The organism is Pseudomonas paraglycinae (genome assembly GCF_021601625.1).
Lineage (GTDB): Bacteria > Pseudomonadota > Gammaproteobacteria > Pseudomonadales > Pseudomonadaceae > Aquipseudomonas > Aquipseudomonas paraglycinae.
In genome coordinates this window covers 1-24110 of sequence record NZ_BQHR01000001.1, presented here as the reverse complement: position 1 = coordinate 24110, position 24110 = coordinate 1, and the positions used below count along the sequence as shown (strand labels likewise).

At 60.5% G+C, this 24110-nt stretch carries 22 protein-coding genes; 7 read left to right on the top strand and 15 right to left on the bottom strand.

Going from position 1 to position 24110, the window contains the following annotated elements; all coding sequences use genetic code 11:
• Nucleotides 1-105: 105 nt before the first annotated feature.
• From L6D82_RS00110 to L6D82_RS00050, 13 genes are all read right to left on the bottom strand, one after another.
• Nucleotides 106-984, bottom strand: coding sequence for a transporter substrate-binding domain-containing protein (locus L6D82_RS00110; protein ID WP_134021936.1), 879 nt, complete (start codon nt 982-984; stop codon nt 106-108).
• Nucleotides 981-1778, bottom strand: coding sequence for an amino acid ABC transporter ATP-binding protein (locus L6D82_RS00105; RefSeq protein WP_134021934.1), 798 nt, complete (start codon nt 1776-1778; stop codon nt 981-983). Before L6D82_RS00105 ends, L6D82_RS00110 begins: the two co-directional genes overlap by 4 nt.
• Nucleotides 1775-2434 (bottom strand): amino acid ABC transporter permease, encoded by a 660-nt coding sequence (locus tag L6D82_RS00100; protein ID WP_007952770.1) that lies wholly within the window; start codon nt 2432-2434, stop codon nt 1775-1777. Before L6D82_RS00100 ends, L6D82_RS00105 begins: the two co-directional genes overlap by 4 nt.
• Nucleotides 2415-3080, bottom strand: a complete 666-nt coding sequence (locus L6D82_RS00095; RefSeq protein WP_102718549.1) for an amino acid ABC transporter permease — start codon at nt 3078-3080, stop codon at nt 2415-2417. The genes L6D82_RS00100 and L6D82_RS00095 overlap by 20 nt, the downstream gene beginning before the upstream one ends.
• Before the next feature lie 463 nt (nt 3081-3543).
• Complete coding sequence (locus L6D82_RS00090) at nt 3544-4341, bottom strand: MetQ/NlpA family ABC transporter substrate-binding protein (RefSeq protein WP_011331930.1); 798 nt, start codon at nt 4339-4341, stop codon at nt 3544-3546.
• Between the two features lie 164 nt (nt 4342-4505).
• Nucleotides 4506-5438, bottom strand: coding sequence for a sigma 54-interacting transcriptional regulator (locus L6D82_RS00085; protein ID WP_064592681.1), 933 nt, complete (start codon nt 5436-5438; stop codon nt 4506-4508).
• 56 nt (nt 5439-5494) lie between these two features.
• Nucleotides 5495-6076, bottom strand: a complete 582-nt coding sequence (locus L6D82_RS00080) for an alpha/beta hydrolase (RefSeq protein ID WP_007952774.1) — start codon at nt 6074-6076, stop codon at nt 5495-5497.
• A 169-nt stretch (nt 6077-6245) separates the two neighbouring features.
• A complete protein-coding gene (locus tag L6D82_RS00075) occupies nt 6246-6647 on the bottom strand; it encodes an ExbD/TolR family protein (RefSeq protein WP_003220570.1) in 402 nt (133 codons plus the stop codon).
• Between the two features lies 1 nt (nt 6648).
• Nucleotides 6649-7374, bottom strand: a complete 726-nt coding sequence (locus L6D82_RS00070; RefSeq protein WP_007952775.1) for a MotA/TolQ/ExbB proton channel family protein — start codon at nt 7372-7374, stop codon at nt 6649-6651.
• Between the two features lie 45 nt (nt 7375-7419).
• The gene (locus tag L6D82_RS00065) at nt 7420-8232 is read right to left on the bottom strand and encodes an energy transducer TonB (protein ID WP_041475106.1); all 813 of its coding nucleotides are present in this window, start codon (nt 8230-8232) and stop codon (nt 7420-7422) included.
• A gap of 379 nt (nt 8233-8611) precedes the next feature.
• Nucleotides 8612-8938: a hypothetical protein gene (locus L6D82_RS00060; RefSeq protein ID WP_039764506.1), complete on the bottom strand. Its 327-nt coding sequence runs from the start codon at nt 8936-8938 to the stop codon at nt 8612-8614.
• A gap of 181 nt (nt 8939-9119) precedes the next feature.
• Complete coding sequence (locus tag L6D82_RS00055; RefSeq protein WP_236187787.1) at nt 9120-10463, bottom strand: aryl-sulfate sulfotransferase; 1344 nt, start codon at nt 10461-10463, stop codon at nt 9120-9122.
• A gap of 23 nt (nt 10464-10486) precedes the next feature.
• On the bottom strand, nt 10487-12847 hold the full coding sequence (locus L6D82_RS00050; RefSeq protein WP_236187784.1) for a TonB-dependent receptor: 2361 nt from the start codon (nt 12845-12847) through the stop codon (nt 10487-10489).
• A gap of 165 nt (nt 12848-13012) precedes the next feature.
• Here L6D82_RS00050 and L6D82_RS00045 point away from each other — a divergent pair, with 165 nt between their 5' ends.
• On the top strand, nt 13013-13957 hold the full coding sequence (locus L6D82_RS00045; RefSeq protein WP_127796589.1) for a LysR family transcriptional regulator: 945 nt from the start codon (nt 13013-13015) through the stop codon (nt 13955-13957).
• A 101-nt stretch (nt 13958-14058) separates the two neighbouring features.
• A complete protein-coding gene (locus L6D82_RS00040) occupies nt 14059-15669 on the top strand; it encodes an alkaline phosphatase family protein (RefSeq protein WP_236187783.1) in 1611 nt (536 codons plus the stop codon).
• Between the two features lie 222 nt (nt 15670-15891).
• Here the strand turns inward: L6D82_RS00040 and L6D82_RS00035 are convergent, their stop codons facing one another.
• Nucleotides 15892-16800: a TauD/TfdA dioxygenase family protein gene (locus L6D82_RS00035; protein ID WP_102718543.1), complete on the bottom strand. Its 909-nt coding sequence runs from the start codon at nt 16798-16800 to the stop codon at nt 15892-15894.
• Nucleotides 16801-16980: 180 nt separating this feature from the next.
• Here L6D82_RS00035 and L6D82_RS00030 point away from each other — a divergent pair, with 180 nt between their 5' ends.
• Nucleotides 16981-17901, top strand: coding sequence for a LysR family transcriptional regulator (locus L6D82_RS00030; protein ID WP_041475105.1), 921 nt, complete (start codon nt 16981-16983; stop codon nt 17899-17901).
• Nucleotides 17902-17940: 39 nt separating this feature from the next.
• Here the strand turns inward: L6D82_RS00030 and L6D82_RS00025 are convergent, their stop codons facing one another.
• Nucleotides 17941-18954 (bottom strand): ABC transporter substrate-binding protein, encoded by a 1014-nt coding sequence (locus L6D82_RS00025; protein ID WP_102718542.1) that lies wholly within the window; start codon nt 18952-18954, stop codon nt 17941-17943.
• A 304-nt stretch (nt 18955-19258) separates the two neighbouring features.
• On the opposite strand from L6D82_RS00025, the gene L6D82_RS00020 reads away from it, so the two are divergent.
• The 4 genes from L6D82_RS00020 to L6D82_RS00005 form a co-directional block, all read left to right on the top strand.
• The gene (locus tag L6D82_RS00020) at nt 19259-20857 is read left to right on the top strand and encodes an ABC transporter permease (protein ID WP_085746310.1); all 1599 of its coding nucleotides are present in this window, start codon (nt 19259-19261) and stop codon (nt 20855-20857) included.
• Nucleotides 20854-21669, top strand: a complete 816-nt coding sequence (locus tag L6D82_RS00015; RefSeq protein WP_129973821.1) for an ABC transporter ATP-binding protein — start codon at nt 20854-20856, stop codon at nt 21667-21669. Before L6D82_RS00020 ends, L6D82_RS00015 begins: the two co-directional genes overlap by 4 nt.
• A 14-nt stretch (nt 21670-21683) precedes the next feature.
• Nucleotides 21684-23294 carry an arylsulfatase gene (locus tag L6D82_RS00010; protein WP_129973822.1) on the top strand — a complete coding sequence of 537 codons (1611 nt, stop codon included), beginning with the start codon at nt 21684-21686 and terminating at the stop codon, nt 23292-23294.
• 273 nt (nt 23295-23567) lie between these two features.
• On the top strand, nt 23568-24110 hold a 543-nt coding region (locus tag L6D82_RS00005), incomplete at its 3' end, for a helix-turn-helix domain-containing protein (RefSeq protein ID WP_236187782.1).

Sequence of the window (24110 nt, the reverse complement as noted above, 5' to 3'; positions counted from 1 at the left end):
CAGGTCGATGTAACTCTCAAAACACCTCGGTCGGCTCCCTCTCCCTCCGGGAGAGGGCTGGGGTGAGGGGTTGCTCTGCATCCTCACCGCCGACCTGTCAGGCAATCAGCCCTGCCACTTCCCACCCTCAACAATCACGCTCTCGGGCTTGGTGTCATCACTCAGCTCTTTACGCACATATTGGTCATACAGCTTGAGCAGATATTTCTCCTCACCAAGCTTGGCCAGTTCAGTATTCACCCAGTCGCGCAATTCGATATTGCCCTTCTTCACCGCCGGGGCAATCGGCGCTTCGGCGCCAAGTTTTTCGTCCAGCACGCGGTAGCCCGGGTTCTGCTTGGCCCAGCTGAACAGCACCAGATTGTCCTGCGCGTAGGCATCGCCACGGCCGTTGGCCAGGGCTTGCAGGGACTCGGAGTTTTTCTCGAACTTCAGCAGTTTCCAGTCCGGGTGGTTCTTGGTCAGCCAGATATCGGCGGTGGTGCCGGTGGTGACGATGGTGGTGCGGGTCGCCAGGTCATCCAGCTTTTTCACCTCACTGCCTTGGGGCACCAGCGCCTGCACCGCGACCTTGAGGTTCGGGTTGGTGAATTCCACCGCTTCCTTGCGCTCCGGGGTCACGGTCATGTTGGCGAGGATCAGGTCGACCTTGTCGCTTTGCAGGAACGGAATACGGCTCGCCGGTTCCACGGCCACGAACTCGACCTTGTTTTCATCGCCCAGCAGATCCTTGGCGAATTGACGGCCGATGTCGGTATCGAAGCCGACGTAACGCCCCGCTTCGTTGACGAAACCGAACGGCGGCTTGTCGGTGAATACGCCGACGATCAGCTTGTCGCGGGCTTTGATCTTGTCCAGGTAACCGGCCGGTGCGGTGCTTTCGGTGGCGACTTTCGGCTTGGCCGGTTCTTCCGTCTTGTTGCAGCCGGCCAGCAGCACGAGGCTGATCAGCGGTAAAGCAAATAGGGCTTTGGCAGTTTTCATGGCAGTTCCAGTTCCTTGGGTTGAGTCGTTGTGGGCGAAGTCGTTGAAGTCAGCGCTTCGACGTAGGAGAACTTCTCCAGGAACTGCTGCGCGCGTGCGGTTTGCGGGTTCGTAAAGAAAAGCTCGGGCGGGTTCTGCTCAAGGATGCGCCCGCCATCCATGAACACGATGCGATCGGCCACCGCGCGGGCGAAGGCCATTTCGTGGGTGACGATCAACAGGGTCATGCCTTCGCGGGCCAGGCCCTGAATCACTTCCAGCACTTCCTTGACCATCTCCGGATCAAGGGCGGCAGTGACTTCGTCGAAGAGCATGACCCGCGGGTTCATGCACAACGAACGGACGATGGCGATGCGTTGCTGCTGGCCGCCGGAGAGCTGGCGCGGGAAGGAGTCGCGCTTGTCCGCCAGGCCGACGCGCGCGAGCAACGCTTCGGCTTGTTGCTGTGCTTCGCGGCGTTCGCGCTTCTGCACTTTCAGCGGGCCGAGCAGCAAATTGTCGAGCACGCTCATGTGCGGAAACAGGTGATAACTCTGGAACACCATGCCAATCTGCTGACGCACTTCGCGCCAGTCGGTGGCCTTGTCCAGCAATTCACGGCCGGCGAACTTCAGGTGACCGCTGTGGGCGGTTTCCAGACCGTTGAGGCAGCGCAGCAAGGTGCTTTTGCCGCAGCCGCTGGGGCCGAGGATGACGATGACTTCGCCGGACTTCACCTGCAGGTCGATGCCCTTGAGCACCTGCTGTTCGCCGAAGAATTTGTTGAAACCCTGAAACTCGATCAATGCGCTCATGCTTGCGTCCAGCGCCGCTCCAGCACGCGCGAGGCGGCCGACAGCGGGTAGCAGATAAAAAAGAAAAACAGAAACAGCGCGCCGTAGATCAGCACCGATTCGTAGGTGCGCTCGATGATCTGCTGGCCGACCTTGATCACATCGACAACGCCGATCAGCACCGCCAGCGAACTGGTCTTGATGATCCGCGTGTAGACGTTGATGGTCGGCGGCGTCATGCGTTTCAGCGCCTGAGGCAGCAACACGTAGCCGTAGAGCTGCGCCGCGTTCAGACCGATCGACAGCCCCGCCTCACGCTGCCCGCGCGGCAACGAATGCAGCGCACCGCGCGCCACTTCGCCAACCTCGCTGGCGCCCCACAGCGACAGCACCAACACCGCACACCAGAAGCTCGGCAGGCTCAGGCCGAAGAAAATTGGCAGGCCGAAAAACAGCAGGTACAACCAGACCAGCACCGGGATCGCCCGGAACAGCTCCAGATAGATCCGCAGCAGCGCGTTCAGCCACGTCACGTTGAGCGTGCGCAGCACGCCGTAGAGCACGCCGCCGACGGTGCTGATGGCGATACTGAGGAACGAGATCGACAGGGTTTGCCCGGCGCCTTTGGCCAGTTGCGGCAACGACACCCAGAGCAGTTCAAGACCCGAACTGGCCATGCTGGAGCCTCCTTTCCAGACGGCTCAACAGCAGCGACAGCGGCAGGAACAGCAGCACGCAGATCAGCGTCAGCACGGCGAGCATTTCGTAGGTTTTGTAGTAGAGCGCGATGTAGCTTTTGGTGGTGTAGAGAATTTCCGGCACCGCCACTGCCGAGACCACGGTGGTCTCCTTGAGCAGGAAAATGAAATTGGCGAACAGCGACGGCAGGCTGAGGATCCCCGCTTGCGGCAGGATCACGTAGCGCAGCAACTGACCGTGGGACAGGCCGATTGAGCGGCCCGATTCAAGCTGCGTCTGGGGCACCGCATCGACGCCGGCGCGCAGCACTTCGGTGAGGTAGGCCCCGCCGAGAAACGTCATGGTGATGATCGCGGCGCTGAATCCGGAAACCTTGATCCCAAGGGCCGGCAGCGCGAAGTAGACGAAGAACAACTGAATCAGCAGCGGCGTGTTGCGCGCCAGTTCCACATACAGCCCGACCAGTTTTTGCAGGTAAGGCGTGCGGAACACCAGAATCGTTGCATTGAGCAACGCCACCAGCAGCGAGGTGCCAATGGCGATCAAACCGACCTGCAGCGTCACGCCCACGGCTTTGAGAAACGCCGGCAGGGTGCTGAGGATAAATGCGTAATCGAAGGTCATGAAACATCCTGACGCCGCTCGGTAAGCGACGGTGGTACAGTCCATGGACAGCGGGTAACTGTCCGGCAGGCACCGACTTTAAAGGTATAAGAAAAAGAATTTAAATACCGTTAAAGCATATTGATATCACGCAAAAAACTATCCTGCGGGTTTGCCCCGACAGAATAAGAAGGCTATTTTTCCTTTCGCTGTAGGACGGATCTTTTTTTCGTAAAAGCCCTCCAAGGACGAACAGCTTTTGGCCAGACTCCCCCGGCCAACCCCATAACAAGGAAGAGAACATGGACGTAAAAGTGCCGCAGCGACCGGACCCGCAGGATTTCGTGAAATGGCTGGTGGCTTTGCGCAGGGCGCTGAAAACCAGCGCTGCCTGAGTTATCCACACGCAAGAAAAAACGCCGATGACCATCGCTGGTCATCGGCGTCTTTTTTCAACCTTGAAGGGGGTTGCTGTTGCGTCGGATCAGAACGCCGGCAGCACCGCGCCGTTGTACTTCTTCTCGATGAACGCTTTGACTTCAGGGCTGGTCAGGGCAGCGGCCAGTTTTTTGATGGCATCGCTGTTCTTGTTGTCTTCACGGGCAACCAGGAAGTTCACGTAAGGCGAATCAGCACCTTCGATCACCAGGGCGTCCTTGGTCGGGTTCAGCTTGGCTTCCAGCGCGTAGTTGGTGTTGATCATGTCCAGATCGACTTCTTTCAGAACGCGCGGCAGCAGGGCCGACTCCAGTTCCTTGAACTTGAAGTTGTGCGGGTTCTTGGCGATGTCTTTTGGCGTGGCCAGGGCGTTCTTCGGATCTTTCAGCTCGATCAGGCCGGCTTTCTGCAGCAGGATCAGTGCGCGACCGCTGTTGCTGCCTTCGTTCGGAATGGCGATGGTGGCGCCGTCCGGCAGTTCGGCCAGGGTCTTGTACTTGCTCGAGTAGCCACCGAACGGTTCAACGTGAACACCTTGCACGGTCACCAGGTACTTGGCCTTGTCGTCCTTGTATTTGCCGGCGTTGAAGCTGTCCAGGTAAGGCTTGGTCTGGAAGTAGTTGGCGTCCAGACGCTTCTCGCCCACCTGTACGTTCGGCTGTACGTAGTCGGTGAAGACCTTGATTTCCAGATCCACGCCTTCTTTGGCGAGGGTCGGCTTGATCAGTTCGAGGATCTCGGCGTGCGGTACCGGCGTCGCAGCAACAACCAGTTTCTCGCCGGCCTGGGCCAGGGAAGCAGTCAGAGCAGCCGCCAATGCGGTAAACAACAGAACCTTTTTCATGCAGTGTCCTTATCGAAAATCGGTCGTCATCGACGACGGCATTAATACGTGTGCCAGCGATGTGCTACTGCTGGCGTGAAGCGGACAATACCGGGATTTTTTATTCCCGGACAATAACGTTTATTCAGCTTCATATTCCATTTTGTTCATGTTGAACAAAATGGTTACAACGCCTCGCTCAGGCTCAACAGCAATTCTTTCAATGCCTTACGTTCGTCGGCAGTGCCGTTGAGGCTGACGCTCGCCACCTGACGCTCGATCTGAACCAGCGGCCCAGACACCTCGGGCAGGTTCAGGTGCTCCGGCAGGATTTCGTCGCCGGTGCTCACCAGCAGCGCAAAATGAATGACGTTTTCCAGCTCCCGGGTGTTGCCCGGCCAGCTGTGTTGCTCCAGCACCTGTTGCGCCGCCTCGCTGATCAGCGGCACCGGCAGATCCAGACGCTGGCTGTAGATGCCGAGGAAGTACTCGGCCAACGACAGAATGTCGCCGACCCGCGCGCGCAATGCCGGCAGTTCCAGATGGCCTTCGCTGAGATAGTGATAAAGCCGCTCGTGGAATTTCCCTGCCGCCACCGCTTGCGCCAGATCGATGCTGGTCGCCGCTACTAGGCGCACGTCCACCGGGCTCGGTTGATGCGCACCGACGCGGGTGACTTCGTGGTTTTCCAGGGCGGAAAGCAATTTGATCTGGATCGGCAGCGGCAGGTCGCCGATCTCGTCCAGGTACAAGGTGCCGCCGTTGGCCGAACCGAACCAGCCGGCGCGACTGCTGGCCGAGCCGCTGTAGCTGCCGGCGGCGTAGCCGAACAATTCGGCATCGGCGTAGGTCGGGCTGATCGCCCCGCAATTGACCGAGACAAACAAGCCGCTGCGATCACTGGCGCGGTGGATGTGGCGGGCGAGCAATTCCTTGCCGGTGCCGGTCTCGCCGCGAATCAACACCGAGATCGAGCGCGGTGCGAGCTGGGCCATTTCCTCGCGCAACTGGCGCGAGCGTGGATCGACGAACACCAGCGCCTTGGCGCGAATGCTCAGGGGACTTTTTTCCGCATCGGGAAAGGTCAGCAACGGCTGGCCGAAGGTTTCAAAACTCATGGCAGACTCCCGCCCCAAATCGCCGGGAGACGGGGGCGTTGAAAAAACAAAAGTGGTCAGGCACGGCGCCGGGCGTGGTGTTCCATGCGGTTTTGCAGGCGATACAGATAAGCGAATCCCTGCTCCCAGCGTTGATGCCCGGACTTCACGTTGATATGGCCGGCACCTGCGAGAATCCCCGCCTCGGCGCCCCAGTTGCGCGCCAGTTCCAGCGCACGCGGCGCACTGACGGCGGCGTCGTTGTCGGAGCTGACGACCTGGCTCGGGAAGGGCAGCAGATCGGTCGGGATCGGTGCGAAATTGCGCAGTGCCGGCACGCACGCCGGGCGCTCGACATCCGCCGGTGCGACCAGCAGCGCCCCGCGCACCTGACGCAAATGATGCAGTGGCGCGGTGGCCGCCCAGTGCGCCACGGTGATGCAGCCCAGGCTGTGCGCGATGAGAATCACCGGCGAGCTGTCGGCGGCAATCGCCTCGGCCAGCGCCGCGACCCAGTCTTCACGACGCGGTGTCAGCCAATCGGCCTGCTCCACCCGCGCGCTGTTGGGCAGGCTGTTCTGCCAGTGGGTTTGCCAATGATCTTCTGGCGATCCTTGCCAGCCCGGCACAATCAGATAACGGATTGATTCGTTGCGCATGGGGGAGCTCTCCTGCGTCGTGTCTGTTCCTGAACGAGTATAGGGACGGGATATATATTCGTTAAGGAATAAGAAGCTATTTATTAAGACCTGAAAAGCATATTAAGCATTGGGCAAAAAAAGGGGCCGCACCCTGCCAAGGAGACGGCCCCGGAAAAACGTGAAACCCTTATCGTGCAGTGATCACCGACAGCTTGGTGATGCCCGCCCGCTCAATCGAAGCCATGGCTCGCGCCACTTCGCCGTAATTCACCCCGTCGTCGGCCTGCAATTGCACGCGCACTTCCGGGTCCTTGGCCTTGGCCGACTTGAGGTTGAACTCCAGCAGGTCCGGCTGGATTTCGTCCTTGTTGATAAACAGTTTTCCAGCACCGTCGATGCTCACCACCAACGGGTCTTTCTGCTCGACCGGCGCCACCGCTTCGGTTTTCGGCAGGTTGATCGGTATCGCGTTGGTCAAAAGCGGCGCGGTGACGATGAACACCACCAACAGCACCAGCATCACGTCCACCAGCGGCGTCACGTTGATCTCGCTCAGCACCTCGTCGCTGTCTTGCGTGGAGAAGGCCATATCAGGACGCCTCCTTCACTTTTGTTGCGTTGCCCTGGGCCGCAGCCTTGTGCGCGGTCGGGTGGATCAGTACGCGGAACGAGCTCTTTTGCGCCAGGCTGTAGAAGTCGTGGGCAAAGTCGTCCAGGTCCGCCGCCGTCAGTTTCAGACGACGCAAAAAGTAGTTGTAAACCAGCACCGCCGGCACCGCGACCGCGATCCCCACCCCGGTGGCGACCAGCGCTGCACCGATGGGCCCTGCGACCGTTTCCAGGCTCGCCGAACCTGCCGCGCTGATGCCTTTCAACGCTTCCATGATTCCCCACACCGTGCCGAACAGACCAATGAACGGCGAGGTGCTGCCAATACTCGCGACCACCGCCAGACCGGTTTCCAGCGAACGGCGCTCGCGGACGATCTGCTGGCGCAAGGCACGTTCGAGGCGATCCTGATGATTGATCGCCTGGCTCAGGTCATTGGCCTGCGGCGCCTCGCCCACTTGTATCGCCGCATAACCGGCCTGTGCCACCCGCGCTGCCGCGCCGGGCTGGGTTTCGCTCAACTCGGCGGCGGAGTCCAGACTCGACGCCGCCCAGAAGCGTTTGTGAAATTTTCGGTCCTGCGCCTTCAACCGGCCGAACTGCAAAGCCTTGAGCAATGCCAGGCCCCAAGTGGCGACAGAGAAGACCACCAGCAGCCAGATCACCGCGCTTTCGATGGATTCCAGTGGAGATGCCAGTAACGTCATGATGTGTTCCCTCGTGTAAACGTTTAGCGCGAAATTGGTTTCGGTTTAATGAATCTTGAAATCGATGGGTACGCTGACCCAGCCGTCCTGGGCGACATCACCCTGCTTGGCCGGCACGAAGCTCCAGCGCTTCACGGCGTCCAGCGCCGCGTCGTCGAGTTGTTGCCGGCCACTGCTTTTCTGAATCTGGATCTCGCCCGGTTTGCCGCTGGCCAGTACGTGCACCCGGAGCAACACCGTGCCTTCCCAACCGCGACGCTGGGCCAGCGACGGATACTCCGGCGCCGGGTTCTTCAGGTACGCCGCGTTGGCCGAGGCCGGCGTCACCGGAGCAGGTGCCGGTGGTGCAGGTGGCGCGGGCGCGGCGACCGGGGCTGCCGGTTGTGGCGGAGCCGGTGGTTGCTCGACGGCTTTTGGCGCCGGTTTCGGTACGGGTTTGGCGACCGGTTTCGGTTTGGGAATCGGCTTCGGTTTTGGTGGCGGCTTGGTTGCCAGTTCGTCTTCCACTGGCGGCGGTGGCTCGACCACAGGTGCCGGTGGCGGCGGTACAACCACAGGTGGTGCCGGGGGTGCCGGGCGCGAAAACTCGATGGTCATCGGTGGAATTTCCGGCGGCACGATCGGCAGCGCCGGTGTCGGATGCTGGTTGATCCAGTAGATCACCGCGCCATGCACCACCAGCGCCAGAACGCCGAGCAGAATCGTTTCGCGGCGGCTCAGAATGCCCTTGGGCGCGCGCTGCAAACGCAGCTGCCCCAACGGCACGCGATGGGGCCGGCCGAGATCGACCAACTCGCCGCTCGGCGCCTGGCGCCACAGCACCTCCTGTGCACTGGCGGCGGTCTGGACATTGCCCATTGATTTACTCCCTGCGGTCTCTTTGCGTTTTTTCGCGTAGCCGATTCGCCGCTTGTTGAATCCCCCACGGCGTGATCGATGGGTCAATCATTGGGCTAGACGCTTATCTCCGAAAGTAATCTTTCATGTTATGAATAGATGTTTATGGAATATATGAAACAGTCATTTCCGCCAAAGCCACGGCCTGCAAGGCTTCCAGCGATTCGCCGGAATCGACATGCTTTCCCGGCATAAAAAGTATTCATCCAAGGCATTGGGTTATCGGTGACCCGGGATTCAGTGACAACTAATGCCAAGGTGATAGTTGACGAACTTTTTAAGAGACAAATAAAAAGGCCGATGCATGTTTAATGCATCGACCTTCGATTTACGGAATTTCTTATTGCTTCAGAAACTCACCACCCAAGTTCACAACTTCACCATCGAAGTTCACGCGGGAGCCGGTAGCCCGGAGTTTCGCGTAGTTGTGATCAGGCGAAAACAGCGTCCAGGTCTGATAACCACTATTTCCGTTCTGAGCCAGCACCGCGATTGTGGTCGGGTTGCCGGTGCTGTTCTGGAAGTGGTAGTTCCCGTAACGGATGTCGTAATTCACGCCACCCTGACTGAGGGTGCCGCTGAAGCTGCCATTGGAATCATTACCGTCGGTGATAACCAGCTTGGCGCCAGAGTTGGCATTTACATAAGTGCCATTAATGCTCGACATAACGAGATTTCCTTTATCGTTGGATAAGTGTCTTCCGATGAGAGCAAGTTTCCTCCTGGAAACTCACGACACTCAGGATGGTTGGACATTCATTTATTGTCCACGCGACTTTTCAACGAAATTGCTATATGCACTATTCATGTCGCTCATAACTTATTTCGATTCGGAAGACTCTTAATAACTAACGAATGGCGTTGGTTTGTTGCACACCAATGGCCGGCGCAATCACTGCCGTCTCCGAACGCGGCGTTCCTGCCGGCACCCAGTCATAACTCACAGGAAGGGCCCGATAGACCCAGTTGCTGATCGCATCGCTGCCCGGCGCCTTGCCCAGATAAGGGCTGACGTATTCCCAGACGTTTTCACCACTGGCGGTCACCTGGAAAAACCGCCCGTTCATGCCTTCGTCGATCAGCGTGTTGCCGTTGGGCAAGCGCCTCGCGCTGCTGATGAACGAGCTGTAGAACGCCCACCCCGGCTGCTTCGAATTCGCCGCGCTGTACTGCCAGACGATTTCATTTTTCACCGGGTCGATCTCCAGCACCCGCGAGCCGGAAATCAGCCCCAGCGTGACGTTCGGGTAACCCGCCGAACCCTGGTTGTCGAACACCAGCAGATTGCCCGCGCCGGGCAGCCCGGCCGGAATGATGTGCGCGTCATGCTGGCCGACGAACTGGTCCACCGGGCGCGGGATTTTCTGCGCGGTTTTCGGATTGGCCAGCGGCAGATTCGGCCCCAGGCGCCAGACCACTTTGCCGCTGTGCCTGTCGATGATCGCGATGAAGTTGGCGTTGCGCGAATCGATCAGCAGGTTGTCCGGGTTGAAGCGCTTGTCGCCGGCATCGAACCACTTGTTCGGCCCGACCAGGCTGAGGTTGTTGATGTGCAGATAATCCGGATTTTCACTGGCGCGAACCAGCTTCAACTGCTCGGTGGTGAAGCCGAATTCGTTCAAGTGATCCGACGCCAGCCACTGCCATTTCACCTCGCCGGCGGGGCTGACTTCATAGATCGCATCGTCAATCACCTCGGGCACTTTGAAGCCTTTGACCTTGTGCACCTTGTTCGCCAGCACCACGGTGTTGCCGTTGCTCAGGCGACGCTGATCGTGATGCTGTTGCGCCGCACCACCGGGGGCCTTGTCGCCCCATTGCCAGACGACTTTGCCATTCCAGTCCAGCTCGCCGACGCTCTGATTGCCGAGGCCGTTGCCGGCGGAACCGAGCTTGCCCGGATCCTTTTCGCTCAGTTGCAGCAGCACGTGGCCGCGCTCGCCACCGACCAGTTGCGGGTCGATGATCGCCGACGGGAAACCCGACTGCGGCCAGTTCTTGACCTCGTTGCCGTTCATGTCGATCAGGTGCGTCTGCTTGTCGGCACCGCTGAAGATCACATATTGATTGAAGGCCTTGGCCGGGTCGTAACGGGTGACGCCGGTGGGGTAGACGCTGGGTGCGGCGAGCGCCCCGACACTGAGCACTGCGCCGGACAACAACGCCGGTAAAGCGATTTTGATGCGCAACATGATGCAGCTCCTTGAAGGATCGATCAGAAGTCGTAGCGACCAGTGACACCGAGGGTGCGCGGCGTGCCGAGCAGGCCTTCATAGCCGCCGTTGCCGCCGGTCCACAGGGTTGTGTAGTAGGTTTTGTCGAAGGCGTTTTTCAGCCACAGCGAGACGTCCCACTGACCCTGATTGAAATCGCCGCGCAGGCCGGTGGAGAGATTGACCACCGCGTAACTCGGGATCTGGCCGTAGTCGGAATCTTCGACCGTGCCCACCGCTTTGGAGCGGAACGCGTAGCTGCCGGTGACGTAAGGTTGCAGGCCGTTATCCAGATTCCATTCGTACTTGCCGTTGGCGTTGCCGATCCACTTCGAGGCGCCGACCACCTGATGGCCGCTGAGGTCGCAAGAGGCCGGAGCACCCGGTGCCTGGCTGACTTCCGGCGGGCACGGCGCGTCCTTGTACGAGAGGTAACTGACGTCGTTGTACGAGCCGTTGAAGTTCAGCGTCAGGCCGCGCAACGGGATCACGGTGCTCTCGAACTCCACGCCGCGCGAGCGCACCGAACCGGCGTTGGTCAGGTATTGCACACGGTTGACGTCGTCGTAGGCGTTGGTCTGGTAAGCGTTGACCTGAGTCCAGAACACGTTGGCGTTGAGCTGCAAACGGCGATCCCAGAGCGTGCTCTTGAAACCGAGTTCGGCGTTGTTGGCGCGCTCGGTACCGATAAGCAGCGAGTCGGCACCAGCGGTCGGGGCCGAGCCGACCACAAGGTTGACCCCACCGGATTTTTCGCCGTGAGACAACGTAGCGTAGCCGAGCAGATCATCGGTGAAGCGATAGCTGAGGTTGAGCAATCCGGACGGGCTGGAGCTGTACTGATTCAGGTCGCCGGAATCGTAGGCGCCGGTCCGGCCGCGTCGCGCGGTGGCGGCGGCACCCGTGACAGCGGCGCCACCGACCGGTGCATCACGATTGACCCAGGCGTTCTTCTCTTCATAGGTGCCACGCACCCCGGCGGTGAAATCCAGACGCGGGGTCAGGTGCCAGGTGCCTTGGGCGAACAGCGCGAAGCTGTCGGTCTTGATATGGCCACGGCCGACGCTGTTGACGTTGGCCAGCGCGCCCCGTGGCGTGCCGTTCCAGATGTCTGCCTGCGGGCCGTAATAGGCGAAGGATTTGTTGTCCAGGTCCGAGCCGAAATAGTAGGCACCGAGGACGTAATCGAAGAACTCGCCCTTGGGCGAGGCGAGACGAAATTCCTGGGAATACTGTTTGTCCTCCACCGACACCCCGGCGTTGTAGGTTGCCGGCACGTTGAGGCCATCATCGTTGCGCGGGGTGAAATTCCAGAAGCGGTAGGAGCTGACCGAGGTCAGGGTGAAGTCGCTCGGCAGGGTCCAGTTGGCCTCCACCGACGTGCCGCCCTGATGCACGGTGACGTGCTGGTCATTGTCCAGATTGACCTTGCGGTGCGAGCCGTTGACCAGCGTCGCGCCGGCAGCGGCGGCGCGGGCCGAGTAGAGATTGACGCCATTGATGGTCGGCCCGGTGTTGTACAACACGCGGGTGCCGGCGCTGGAATCCTCTTCGTTGTAATCACCGATCCAGCGCAGGTTGAAGTTTTCGTTGGGCTTGAACAGCAACTGCGCACGGAAGCCGTCGCGGGAACCGCCGTTCAGATCATGGCCGTTGAATTCGTTCTTGATGTCGCCGTCGCTACGAGTGCGATAGGCCGACAAACGCCCGGCCAGCACATCGTTGAGCGGCCCGGAAATCGTGCCCTTGGTCTGGAAATAACCGTCCTCGCCGACCGAGGTTTCGATGCTGCGCTCCGGGGTGAAACTCGGCGCGCGGGTGCTGATGTTGATCACCCCGGCGGTGGTGTTCTTGCCGAACAACGTCCCCTGCGGCCCGCGCAGGACTTCGAGTTGTTCGATGTCCATCAGGTCGAACACCGCCATCCCCGGGCGACCCAGGTAAACGTTGTCGATGTACAGGCCGACGCTGCCTTCCAGACCATCGCTGGCCGGGTTGTTGCCCAGCCCCCGGATCGACACGCTGGACTGACGCGCATGCATGTAGGCGACGTTGACGCTGGGCACCAGTTGCTGAAGATCCTGGATTCGGTAGACCCGTTGCGTCTCCAAAGTCGTGCCGCTCACCACGCTCATTGGCGTCGGCACATCCTGAGAGCTTTCTTCGCGACGGCGGGTGGTGACGGTCACGGTTTCCAGTTGCGAAGTGGCGGTCGCGGTCTTGCCGGCCGGTGCTGGCACAGGGGTTTCCGTTTCAGCGGCGTAGCCGTGGGTCCAGCTGGCACTCCCCGCCAGCAACAGGGCCAGAGGCAGACGTTTGAGCCGTCGTGGCGGCGGCGGTGAAGCGAGGTTCAACGGACTCATGGGGCTGCTCCTGGTCAAAAAACACGCAGACATCTTCCATGTCGCATATTCTTTTAAGTTATTTATTTATGTTTTTACAAAGATTTACTGCATAAGAGATTGCCTTTATAAGGAGTCGACCTAATGCATATCCAATGCATTTCCCGGATATTTTTTATGTGAAAAATGCATATCGACTTGCGCCAACTCAGACACTTCATCGCCCTCGCCGAACAACGCAGCTTCGTCGCCGGCGCGCAGGCGGTGAACCTGTCGCAGTCAGCGTTCAGCCGCAGCATTCAGGCGCTGGAGCACAGCGTCGGTTGCCAATTGGTGGATCGCGGGCGCAAGGAATTGCCGCCGACCAAACAGGGCCAGGTGCTGCTTGAACACGCGCGGCGACTGGTCAGCGGTGCGCAGCAGATGGCCAACGAGATCAGCCAGTTCAACGGGCTGGAGGCGGGGGAATTGCGCTTCGGTTGCGGCCCGGCGCCGGCGGCAGGATTGATCCCGCGAGCGATCGGCAGCTTCATCGGCCGCTACCCGAAAGCACGGGTGCATTACCAGGTCGATGACTGGCAGAGCCTGAGCAAACGGCTGCTGAGCGAAGAGTTCGAATTCTTCGTTGCCGACACTCGGCACTTCGAGGCAGATCCGGATTATCTGACCCACCGGTTGCGACCGCGCAAATGGCATTTCTGCTGTCGCGCCGGGCATCCGCTGGCCGCATCGGATCGGGTCACCGCCGAGCAATTGATGAGTTATCCGCTGGCCGTGAGCATTCGCCCGCCGAATCTGCGCAAGGTCATCGTCGACCTCAGTGGTCGCCCGGATTTCGTTCCGAACGTGGAGTGCGAGAACAGCGCCAGCCTGCTCGGCGTGGTGCTGCGCTCCGATGCGATCGGCATCGTCGGTGCCTATTCGGATGCACTGCATCAAGCCCGGGGTGAACTGGTGTGCTTGAAGGTCGAAGGGTTGGCGGATGATCTCGAGGAGCTTTACACCCGTTACGGAATTGTCAGCCGCGCCGGGTATCGGCTGTCGCCGTTGGCCGAGGCGATGATCGAGCAGATCAAGGCGATCGATGCGGTGGAAGAAGAGGTGTGCTCACTGGCGAACCTCGCCGTCTGAGCCCATGCGTTTCATGCATGGCAAGCATTCCCCGAATGCACTTGCCGAACACCCTCGCCGAAAGCGAAAAACCTCGCCTGTCTTTCTGACTGGTGAACCCCATGTCCAACCCGCAAAACCCCGTGCGCAACGTGCTGTACATCATGTGCGATCAGCTGCGCCGCGATTACCTGTCGTGCTACGGCCACCCGCACCTGCACACCCCGAACATTGATCGCCTGGCCGCCGCCGGCGTGCGCTTCAGCCGCGCCTATACACAGGGCACGATTTGCGGCCCATCACGGATGTCGGCCTACACCGGGCGCTATGTCAGCAGCCATCAAGTGGCGTGGAACGCAGTGCCGCTGCCTCTGGAAGAACTGACCATCGGCGATTACCTGCGCCCCCACGGCATTCGTACTGCGCTGGTCGGCAAGACCCACGCCACGGCCAACGTCGATGCCTTGCAGCGGTTGGCGATCAACCCCGAAAGCGCCCAGGCCGAAGTGCTCAACGAAGTCGGCTTCGAGCCGTACTTCCGTCACGACGGCATCTTCCCCGACGACCCGCTGTTCGATGACAAACGCGAATCCGCGCCATACACCCATTACCTGCGCGAGCAGGGTTTCGAAGGGCGTAACCCCTGGCATGACTGGGCCAACGCGGCCGAAGGCGACAACGGCGAAATCCTCAGCGGCTGGAAAATGCGTAATGCCCATTTGCCGGCACGAATTCCCGAGCAACATTCAGAGACCGTCTACACTACAAATCGAGCCATCGACTTCATCGGCGAGCAAGGTGAAAAACCGTGGTTTTTACACCTGTCCTATATCAAACCCCACTGGCCCTACATCGTACCGGCGCCGTACCACACTTTGTACAGTACGAAATCGATTCTCGAACCGGTACGTAATGCCTCTCCAAGCGACCACCCCGTCTATCAGGCCTTTCGCCAGCATGAGGAAAGCCTGAATTTCTCCAAAGATCCGGTACGACTGAACGTCATCCCGACGTACATGGGTCTGGTCAAACAGGTCGATGATCAGTTGGGGCGGCTGTTCGATTTCCTGCAAAGCAACGGCCGCTGGGAGGACACGCTGATCGTGTTCACCAGCGATCACGGCGACTTCCTGGGCGATCACTGGCTGGGCGAGAAGGAGTTTTTGCTGGAGCAGGCGGTGGGCGTGCCATTGATCGTGCGCGATCCGCGTACGGCAGCGGATGTCACGCGGGGCACGGTGGATGAACGCCTGGCGGAAACCATCGACGGCGTGCCGACCTTTCTCGAAGCGCTGGGCGTGACGGGCGCCGAGCATCGCCTGGAAGGTCGCTCGCTGATTCCGCTGCTGCACGGTGAAAACCCGGACTGGCGCCGCTATGCGATCAGCGAATACGACTACGCCTTCCAGGCCCCGGCGCGGGAGCGACTGGGCCAGCCGATCGACCGTTGCCGCATGACCATGGTGCGCAGCGAGCGCTGGAAATACCTGGCGTATGACGGCTTCCGGCCGCAGCTTTTCGATCTGTTGAATGATCCGCAGGAGCTGCAGGATCTGGGCGCGGACCCGGCGTATGCGGCGGTGCGCGAGGAGCATGCGGGGTATCTGTTCGAGTGGGTGCGCGGGCTGAAGCGGCGCACGACGATCAGTCATCAGGAGATTGATTTGCGCGGGCAGCGGTTTCGCTATGGGGAGCCCGAGACCGAGAAGCTCGTTCAGATTGGCGTTTGGTAGTGATCGAGCGAAGGCAAGAGCAAGAGCCCCCTCACCCTAACCCTCTCCCGGAGGGAGAGGGGACTGACCGCGGGATATTGGTGATTTGCGCTGACCTGTATGAGCTTTGCTGAATCCATAATCGACTTGATCCTTCAGGTCGATGTATGGCGCCAGACATCTCGGTCAGCTCCCTCTCCCTCCGGGAGAGGGCGGGGGTGAGGGGCTTTTGATCTTCTGCTCTTACTCACGCCCTTTGATGGTCTGGCTACGCTGCCCATTCGCCCCGACCGGCACTTCTCCTTTCAGCGTCACCCGCCGCACCACCCGATCCTGAGTGCCGTAATCATCAATCGCATAATGCTGCGTCGAACGGTTATCCCAGATCGCCACATCACCGGCCTTCCAGCGCCAGCGCACGACGTTCTCCTGGCGGATCACATGACTTTGCAGCAAGCCGAACAGGTGCGCCGAATCGGCCTGGGAATAGCCCTTGATGCGTTTGACGAAATGCCCCAGCAGCAAGCTCTTTTCGCCGCTGATCGGATGCACACGCACCACCGGGTGCTCGGTCTCGTAGACGGTCGAGGTGAAGATCTTGCGATAGCGCTCGAGCTTCTCCGCCGACACGTCCGGCTTCACGGCGGCGTAGTCGTACTCGTTGCTGTGCACGGCCACCAGTTTGTCTGCCAGCTCACGCAATTCAGTCGGCAGTTCGTTGTACGCGGTCGCGGTGTTCGCCCACAGCGTGTCGCCACCGAACGCCGGGGCCACCACCGAGCGCAGGATCGAGGCTTTCGGGTAGGCATCGACGAAGGTCACGTCGGTGTGCCACGAGTTGGCGCGCTGCCCTTCGGCGCCGTCCAGTTCCAGCAGATAACGGGTGCCTTCGCGGGACGGCACGGTCGGGTGCGCCACCGGCTCGCCGAGCAGATGCGCGAAGGCTTCCTGACGTTGATCGTCGAGCTGGGTCTGCTCGCGGAAGAACACGACCTTGTACTGGATCAGCGCCTGTTGAATGGCTTCAACCGTCGCGGCATCCAGCTCACCGGACAAGTGCACGCCACGGATTTCGGCGCCGATACGGCCGGCCACCGGATGAATATCCAGCGCGTGGACAGCGGGTTTTACAGCGAGTGCGGCATTGCTCATGGGTAGACCCTCATCGACTGCTTGCGGTTGGACGGCAGCGAAACAACGCTCTATCTATATTCCATTTACATCTAATAGATATTCACATGCTTCGTTGACGGAATAAGAGCTTGCATTTAAAACCTCAAGCAACCTCGTCGCAAATGCCTTCGAGCTATTTTTAGGATGCCGGAAAAGCATATGGATCTTCGCCAGTTGCGCTACTTCATCGCCCTCAACGAACACCGCAGTTTTGTCCGCGCGGCTGACGCCATGGGCATCACTCAACCGGCGTTCAGCCGCAGCATCCAAGGGCTGGAGCAGGAGTTCGGCTGCGTGCTGGTGGATCGCGGCAACAAGGATCTGCGCCCGACACCCGAAGGCCAAGTGGTGCTGCAACACGCCCTGACCCTGGTGCAGGGCGCGGCGTTGCTCAGCGCCGAAGTGACGCAGATGACCAAGCTCGACGCCGGCGAACTGCATTTCGGTTGCGGCCCGGCGCCAGCGGTGAAACTGGTGCCGGATGCGGTGGCGCAATTCATCAATGCGCACCCGAAAGTGCGCACCTGTTTTCAGGTGGATAACTGGGAAAAACTCAGCCGCGCCCTGAGCCGCGAAGAGATCGAATTCTTCATCGCCGACATCCGCCATTTCGAGTCCGACCCGAACTTCCAGACCCAGCCGCTGACGCCCAAGCGCGGGGTGTTTTTCTGCCGGCCGGGGCATCCGCTGCTGGCCAAGGAAAGCCTGTCGACCAACGACATGTTCGACTACCCGCTGGCGACCACGCTGATCCCGCCAGGCATTCGCAAACTGCTGGCGAATCTCAGCGGACGGATCGACTTTTCGCCTACCATCGAGACCGAGCACTTTCCGGCGCTGGTGAAAGTGGTGCTGCAATCCAACGCGATTGGTGTCGGCACTGAAGAGGCGTTTGTCGAGGACATCGCCCAAGGCTCGCTGGCGCTGCTGCATTGGCGCAATCTGCCGCAGAATCTGGAGAGCATGAATGCGCGGTGCGGGATTGTGAGCCGCACGGGATTCCGGCTGTCACCGGCAGCGCGGGCGATGATCGAGACGTTGGTGGCGGTGGATAAACAGGCGATCAGCGTCGCGGTTTGAGGGTCATTCCCACGCTCTGCGCAGGAATGACCACATGACTCAGAGCTTCGCAGCCGCCAGCTCAGGCGCCACCCACTCGTTCACCTTGAACGGCTTGCGAATCAGCTTCTGCTGCGCCGCCAGATCCACCTTGCCCTGCAGGTTTTCGAGGAACAGCGGATCCAGTGTCGACGGGAACACTTCGCTCAGATTCTGATCCTTCAGATCCTGGGTGAGGATCACTGGCGGATAACTAGCCAGTCCCGACACAAGCTGCACGTAAGCGTCCTTGTTGCTGTCCTGAGTCAACCACTCCACCGCCTGCTGCTGCGCCTTGAGCAGCTTCGCCACGGCTTCCGGATGCCCGTCGACAAATTTGCCGGTGCCCACCAGCACCGACTGCACACTGCCGGCGCCACCGAGATCCCTGGTGTTAAGCGGCAACTCGGCCAGGCCTTTGGCCTGCAATGCAGTCAACCCGGAACTGCCCCACGACGCATCGATCTGCTTCGCCGCCAGCGCCGCAACCGCTGCGTTGAAATCGAGGTTGATCACCTTCACGTCCTTCTCGCTCAGGCCCACGCTGGCCAGCGCCGCATCGAACGACAACTGGGTCGCGGTGCCCCGGAAGATCGCCACGCGCTTGCCTTTGAGATCCTGCAGCGTCTTGATCCCCGAACCAGGCACCACGCCGAGGTATTGCTTCACACCCCGGGCGCTGGCGCTGAGCAGGCGCGTATCCAGACCGTTGGACTTGCCGATGATGGCCGCCAGATCTCCGAGATAGGCCAGATCCACCTGACCGTTGGCGAACGCCTCGTTGATCACAGGTCCGGCGCCCTTGAAGAAGCTCCACTGAATCTTGATGCCCTGATCGGCGAAAGCCTTTTCGAAGATCTGCTGATCGCGCAGCACGTCCACGATGCCCCCGCCGCTGTGCTGGGTACCGGCGCTCAGATCAGGCACGGCAATCCTGATTTCCTTGAGCTCGTCGGCCTGGGCAGAGAACGCCAGCAGACCCGCCAGTGCCGGCGCGGCAAACAGACTGATGACACGTTTGAAGGGAAGGTTCATGGGTGCGGCTCCTGATCACGGCGGGCATTGAGGAGCCGAAAGTAGGCGCAATCCGTATCAGCGCTTAAATACTTAAAAAGCACATTTTTATAGCTTTTCAAGCTAAGCCAGCAAAGTCGGGACATGCAGAGCCGTATGCATGGAGAGCATCGAAAATATTCTTCGAATGCATTGGATGCGCGCAGGGCTGGAGGCCTTAAATGGCGCTGCTTATCTCCAAAATGATTATTTTCTAACTCACTTATAACAATTGGTTTTTAGCTAATTCCGCTGACTCGATCCAACCCGACAACGGAGGTCACCCATGGCCCGTGAATCCCTGCTCAGCCTGCCACTGGCCGCACCGCCGTTGAAAAGCCGGCGTACCTGGCCAAGCCTGAGCCACCGCGTTTTACCCTGGATATTACCGCTCGGACTGTTCGCCCTGTGGTGGCTGGCGGCGCGCAATCAATGGATGAGCGAACAGATTCTGCCGGCGCCATCGCTGGTGTGGAACAGCGCGATCGAGCTGTCCCAGGGCGAGTTGTGGAGTCATTTGTGGATCAGCCTGCAACGGTTGTTCTGGGGCTTGCTGGCGGGCGTTACCGCCGGCGCGGTACTCGGTGCGGCGCTGGGTTTCAGCCGTCGTCTCGAACGCTTGATCTTCCCGACTTTCGCCGGCCTGGCCCAGGTGCCGACGCTGGCGTGGATTCCACTGTTCATGGTGTTTTTCGGCATCGGCGAAACGCTGAAACTGGTGGTGCTGATCAAGGCCATCGTGGTTCCGGTGACCTTGCATACGCTGGTCGGCGTGCGCGATGCGCAACCCAAGCTGCGCGAAGCCGCCGCTGTTTTACGTTTGCCGCCACGACTGTTGATCCGTCGTCTGGTGCTGCCCGCCGCCCTCCCCGCATTCATGGCCGGCGTACGCTTGGCGCTCGCCGCTGGCTGGACTTCATTGCTTGCCGTCGAGCTGCTGGCCTCCAGCGAAGGCATCGGTTACCTGATGGTCTGGGCGCGACAGCTGTTCATGCTCGACATCGTCTTCGTGTGCATCGTCGTAATCGGCCTGATCGGCGTGGCGATGGATCGCGGCATCGGTCTGCTGGACAAAAAACTGGTGCACTGGCCGCACCCGGCCACGGCAGAAATCCGTCGCGGCCCACGCTACGAAGGCTGGCAACGCGTACAGCCGTGGCTGCTGCCGCTGGCGCTGTTTGCGCTGTGGCAACTGGCGGTCGATCAGCAATGGATCGATGCCAACATTCTGGTCAGTCCGTGGGTGGTGCTTGAGGCGACGAAAAACGGATTGCTCGACGGCACGTTGATCTCGGGCATGGCCCTGAGCCTGGGCCGCACACTAGGTGGTCTGTTGATTGGCGGCGGCCTCGGCCTCGTGCTGGGTTTGCTGCTGGGTCTGTCGCGCACCAGCGAACGCGTGCTCGGCCCGACCCTCGCCGCCCTGCGCCAGATCGCGATTTTCGCCTGGGTGCCGCTGCTCACCGCCTGGTTCGGTCTAGGCGAACTGGCGAAGTGGGTGTTCGTCGCCCTCGCCGCTTTCTTTCCATTGTTTGTCGCGACTCAACGCAGCGTCGCCAACCTCTCGCCACAACTCAACGAAGCCGCGCAAGTGCTGCGCCTGAGCCTCGCCCAACGCCTGCGCCGACTGGTGCTGCCGGGCGCCGCGCCGGGGATTTTCGCCGGCTTGCGCCTGAGCCTGATCTACGCCTGGCTAGGCACCATCGGCGCTGAATATTTCATGCCGTCCAACGGCGGCATCGGCAGCCAGATGATCGGCGCCCAACAACTGCTGCGCATGGACCTGATCATGGCCGGGATGCTCCTGGTCGGCCTCACCGGCGCCCTGCTCAACCTCATTGGCCAACGCCTGGAAATCCGCGCCACCCGCTGGAGACACGCATGAACGCACCGATTGTCAGCTTCAACCATGTAGGCAAATCCTTTGACGTCGACGGTTTCGAACTGGAGGCGATTCGCGAATTCAACCTCGACATCGCCGAGGGCGAATTCGTCGCCATCGTCGGCTCCAGCGGCTGCGGCAAATCCACCCTGCTGCGTTTGCTGGTGGGCCTCGACACGCAGTTTCGCGGGCAGATCACGGTCGATGGCAAAGCCGTCAGCGGCATCGGCGGCGAGCGCGGCATCGTGTTTCAGGAGCACCGTTTGTTCCCGTGGCTGACCGTAGCCGACAACATCGGCCTGGGCCTGGTCAACGAGCCGCTGAGCGCCGCTGAAAAGCAGCAACGCGTCAACGATTTCATCGAACTGGTGGGCCTGCGCGACTTCACCCGCGCCTACCCGCATCAACTCTCCGGCGGCATGGCCCAGCGCGTGGCGATTGCTCGCGGTCTGGTGGCGAGCCCACGGATCCTGTTGCTCGACGAACCCTTCGGCGCCCTCGATGCGCTGACCCGCCAGCAGATGCAGGACGAACTGCTGGCGATTCGCGAGCGGGCAAAGATCACCACGATTCTGGTCACCCACGATGTCGAGGAAGCGATTTTCCTCGCCGACCGCGTGGTGGTGATGGAACCGCGCCCCGGCCGGATCAAGCGGGTGGTGGACATCGCCCTGCCCCATCCGCGCCAGCGCAGCAGTTTCGACTTCCACCAGTTGCGCGAAGAACTGCTGCACGAGCTGACCAGTGACGACCATTACCAACCGAGCGCACCGGTGCAGATCCGTGATCTGCCGTTGTCGTTCATTGCCTGCTGAACAGGAGCCTGTTGATGCCGCAACGTCCCAACTTTCTGGTGATTCTGGCCGATGACCTCGGTTTCTCCGACATCGGCGCGTTCGGCGGCGAAATCGCCACGCCGAACCTCGATGCCCTGGCCAACAATGGCCTGCGCCTGACCGATTTTCACACTGCACCAACCTGTTCGCCGACCCGCTCGATGCTGCTCACCGGCACCGACCACCACATCGCCGGCATCGGCACCATGGCCGAAACCCTGACCCCGGAGCTGATCGGCAAACCGGGTTACGAAGGCTATCTCAACGACCGTGTCGTCGCGTTGCCGGAGTTGCTGCGCGAGGCCGGTTACCAGACCTTGATGAGCGGCAAATGGCACCTGGGCCTGACCGCCGAACTGGCGCCTCACGCCCGAGGCTTCGAGCGCTCGTTCTCGTTGCTGCCCGGCGCGGCGAACCACTACGGATTCGAACCGACCTACGATGAACACACGCCCGGCCTGCTGAAATCCACCCCGGCGCTGTACATCGAAGACGACACGTTCATCGACGAATTGCCCAAGGATTTCTATTCCTCCGACGCTTTCGGCGACAAGCTGTTGCAGTACCTCAAGGAGCGCGACCAGAGCCGGCCGTTCTTCGCCTACCTGCCGTTTTCCGCGCCGCACTGGCCGTTGCAGGCGCCCGCCGACATCGTCGAAAAATACCGTGGCCGCTACGACGCGGGCCCCGAAGTCTTGCGCCTCGAGCGTCTGGAAAAACTCAAATCGCTTGGGCTGATCGAGCCGGATGTCGAGCCGCATCCGCTGATCCAGCTGACCACGCAATGGGACGCGCTGAGCGATGAACAAAAACGCATTTCCGCCCGGGCGATGGAAGTCTACGCAGCGATGGTCGAACGCATGGACTGGAACATCGGCCGCGTCGTCGACTATCTGCGCCAGCAGGGCCAGCTCGACAACACCTTCATCCTGTTCATGTCCGACAACGGTGCCGAAGGCGCGCTGCTGGAGGCCTTCCCGAAATTCGGCCCGGAGCTGGTGACCTATCTGAGCCAGCATTACGACAACAGCCTCGACAACATCGGACGCGCCAACTCCTACGTCTGGTACGGGCCGAACTGGGCGCAGGTGGCCACCGCGCCGTCGCGCCTGTTCAAGGCGTTCACCACCGAGGGCGGGATTCGCGTTCCGGCACTGTTGCACTATCCGCAGCTGCCGCTGAAGGGGCAGATCAGCCATGGTTTCGGCACGGTGATGGACATCACGCCGACCATCCTCGATCTGGCCGGCGTGCGCCATCCCGGCAAGCAATGGCACGGCAAACCGGTGGCACAGTTGCGTGGTAAATCGTGGCTGGGCTTTTTGTCTGGCGAGACGGCGCAGGTGCATGACGAACACACCGTTACCGGTTGGGAATTGTTCGGGCGCCGGGCGATTCGGCAGGGGCAGTGGAAGGCGGTGTGGATCCCCGGTCCAGTCGGGCCGGCGACCTGGCAGCTTTACGACCTGGGGAGTGATCCGGGGGAGATTCATGACCTGGCGTCGAGTCAGCCGCAGAAGCTTGAGGCGCTGATCGAGCATTGGCAGCGGTATGTGGAGGAGACCGGGGTGATTTTGAGTGAGTCGCCGTTTCAGCCGGATTGAGGTGGCAAGATCAAGAGCTGCCCTCACCCCAGCCCTCTCCCGGAGGGAGAGGGAGCCTACCGAGGTGTCTTTCGCTATACATCGACCTGAAAAAACCAGTCGACTATGGATTCAGAACAGTTCGTTCACGTCGGCGTACTTCCCCAATATCCCCCAATCAGTCCCCTCTCCCTCCGGGAGAGGGCTAGGGTGGGTAAAGACCGGGTACATCCTTTACGTTTGAGACCGGGGACATGGTTTACAGGTATCAATCATGGTCAGGAGGTGCTGACCATGCCCTGGAATCAAGAGTCCCCGATGGATCAACGAGTGAAATTAGTCAGTGACTGGCTCAGTGGCAGCTACACCAAGAGCCAATTGAGCCGGCGTTATGGGGTCAGCCGGCCAACCGTCGATAAGTGGCTGGATCGGTATGCAGCGCTCGGTGTGGATGGCTTGAAAGAGCAATCCCGCAAGCCTTTGAACTGCCCTCATCAAACCCCGGATGAAATCATCGCCACATTGCTGGCCAAGAAAAACGAGCATCCGGATCGAGGTCCCAAACAGATCATTGATCGCCTGCGAAAGTCCGATCCACAGATCCCATGGCCGGCCGCGAGCACTGCTGGTGAGTGGTTGAAGAAGGCTGGCTTGGTCATTGCGCGGCGCCCTTATCCTTTGCGCCCGCGTGCTCCGACGCATTTACGCCCGGCCGATGAACCCAACCAGACCTGGTGTGCCGACTTCAAAGGGCAGTTCAGGATGCAGGACGGCAATTGGTGCTATCCGCTGACCATTACCGATCAGATGAGCCGCTATCTGCTGCTCTGCCGGGCG

Bases quoted from the DNA above. Each gene is read 5' to 3' on its own strand.
- L6D82_RS00110 (WP_134021936.1), bottom strand. From the start codon at position 984: ATGAAAACTGCCAAAGCCCTATTTGCTTTACCGCTGATCAGCCTCGTG.
- L6D82_RS00105 (WP_134021934.1), bottom strand. From the start codon at position 1,778: ATGAGCGCATTGATCGAGTTTCAGGGTTTCAACAAATTCTTCGGCGAA.
- L6D82_RS00100 (WP_007952770.1), bottom strand. From the start codon at position 2,434: ATGGCCAGTTCGGGTCTTGAACTGCTCTGGGTGTCGTTGCCGCAACTG.
- L6D82_RS00095 (WP_102718549.1), bottom strand. From the start codon at position 3,080: ATGACCTTCGATTACGCATTTATCCTCAGCACCCTGCCGGCGTTTCTC.
- L6D82_RS00090 (WP_011331930.1), bottom strand. From the start codon at position 4,341: ATGAAAAAGGTTCTGTTGTTTACCGCATTGGCGGCTGCTCTGACTGCT.
- L6D82_RS00085 (WP_064592681.1), bottom strand. From the start codon at position 5,438: ATGAGTTTTGAAACCTTCGGCCAGCCGTTGCTGACCTTTCCCGATGCG.
- L6D82_RS00080 (WP_007952774.1), bottom strand. From the start codon at position 6,076: ATGCGCAACGAATCAATCCGTTATCTGATTGTGCCGGGCTGGCAAGGA.
- L6D82_RS00075 (WP_003220570.1), bottom strand. From the start codon at position 6,647: ATGGCCTTCTCCACGCAAGACAGCGACGAGGTGCTGAGCGAGATCAAC.
- L6D82_RS00070 (WP_007952775.1), bottom strand. From the start codon at position 7,374: ATGACGTTACTGGCATCTCCACTGGAATCCATCGAAAGCGCGGTGATC.
- L6D82_RS00065 (WP_041475106.1), bottom strand. From the start codon at position 8,232: ATGGGCAATGTCCAGACCGCCGCCAGTGCACAGGAGGTGCTGTGGCGC.
- L6D82_RS00060 (WP_039764506.1), bottom strand. From the start codon at position 8,938: ATGTCGAGCATTAATGGCACTTATGTAAATGCCAACTCTGGCGCCAAG.
- L6D82_RS00055 (WP_236187787.1), bottom strand. From the start codon at position 10,463: ATGTTGCGCATCAAAATCGCTTTACCGGCGTTGTTGTCCGGCGCAGTG.
- L6D82_RS00050 (WP_236187784.1), bottom strand. From the start codon at position 12,847: ATGAGTCCGTTGAACCTCGCTTCACCGCCGCCGCCACGACGGCTCAAA.
- L6D82_RS00045 (WP_127796589.1), top strand. From the start codon at position 13,013: ATGCATATCGACTTGCGCCAACTCAGACACTTCATCGCCCTCGCCGAA.
- L6D82_RS00040 (WP_236187783.1), top strand. From the start codon at position 14,059: ATGTCCAACCCGCAAAACCCCGTGCGCAACGTGCTGTACATCATGTGC.
- L6D82_RS00035 (WP_102718543.1), bottom strand. From the start codon at position 16,800: ATGAGCAATGCCGCACTCGCTGTAAAACCCGCTGTCCACGCGCTGGAT.
- L6D82_RS00030 (WP_041475105.1), top strand. From the start codon at position 16,981: ATGGATCTTCGCCAGTTGCGCTACTTCATCGCCCTCAACGAACACCGC.
- L6D82_RS00025 (WP_102718542.1), bottom strand. From the start codon at position 18,954: ATGAACCTTCCCTTCAAACGTGTCATCAGTCTGTTTGCCGCGCCGGCA.
- L6D82_RS00020 (WP_085746310.1), top strand. From the start codon at position 19,259: ATGGCCCGTGAATCCCTGCTCAGCCTGCCACTGGCCGCACCGCCGTTG.
- L6D82_RS00015 (WP_129973821.1), top strand. From the start codon at position 20,854: ATGAACGCACCGATTGTCAGCTTCAACCATGTAGGCAAATCCTTTGAC.
- L6D82_RS00010 (WP_129973822.1), top strand. From the start codon at position 21,684: ATGCCGCAACGTCCCAACTTTCTGGTGATTCTGGCCGATGACCTCGGT.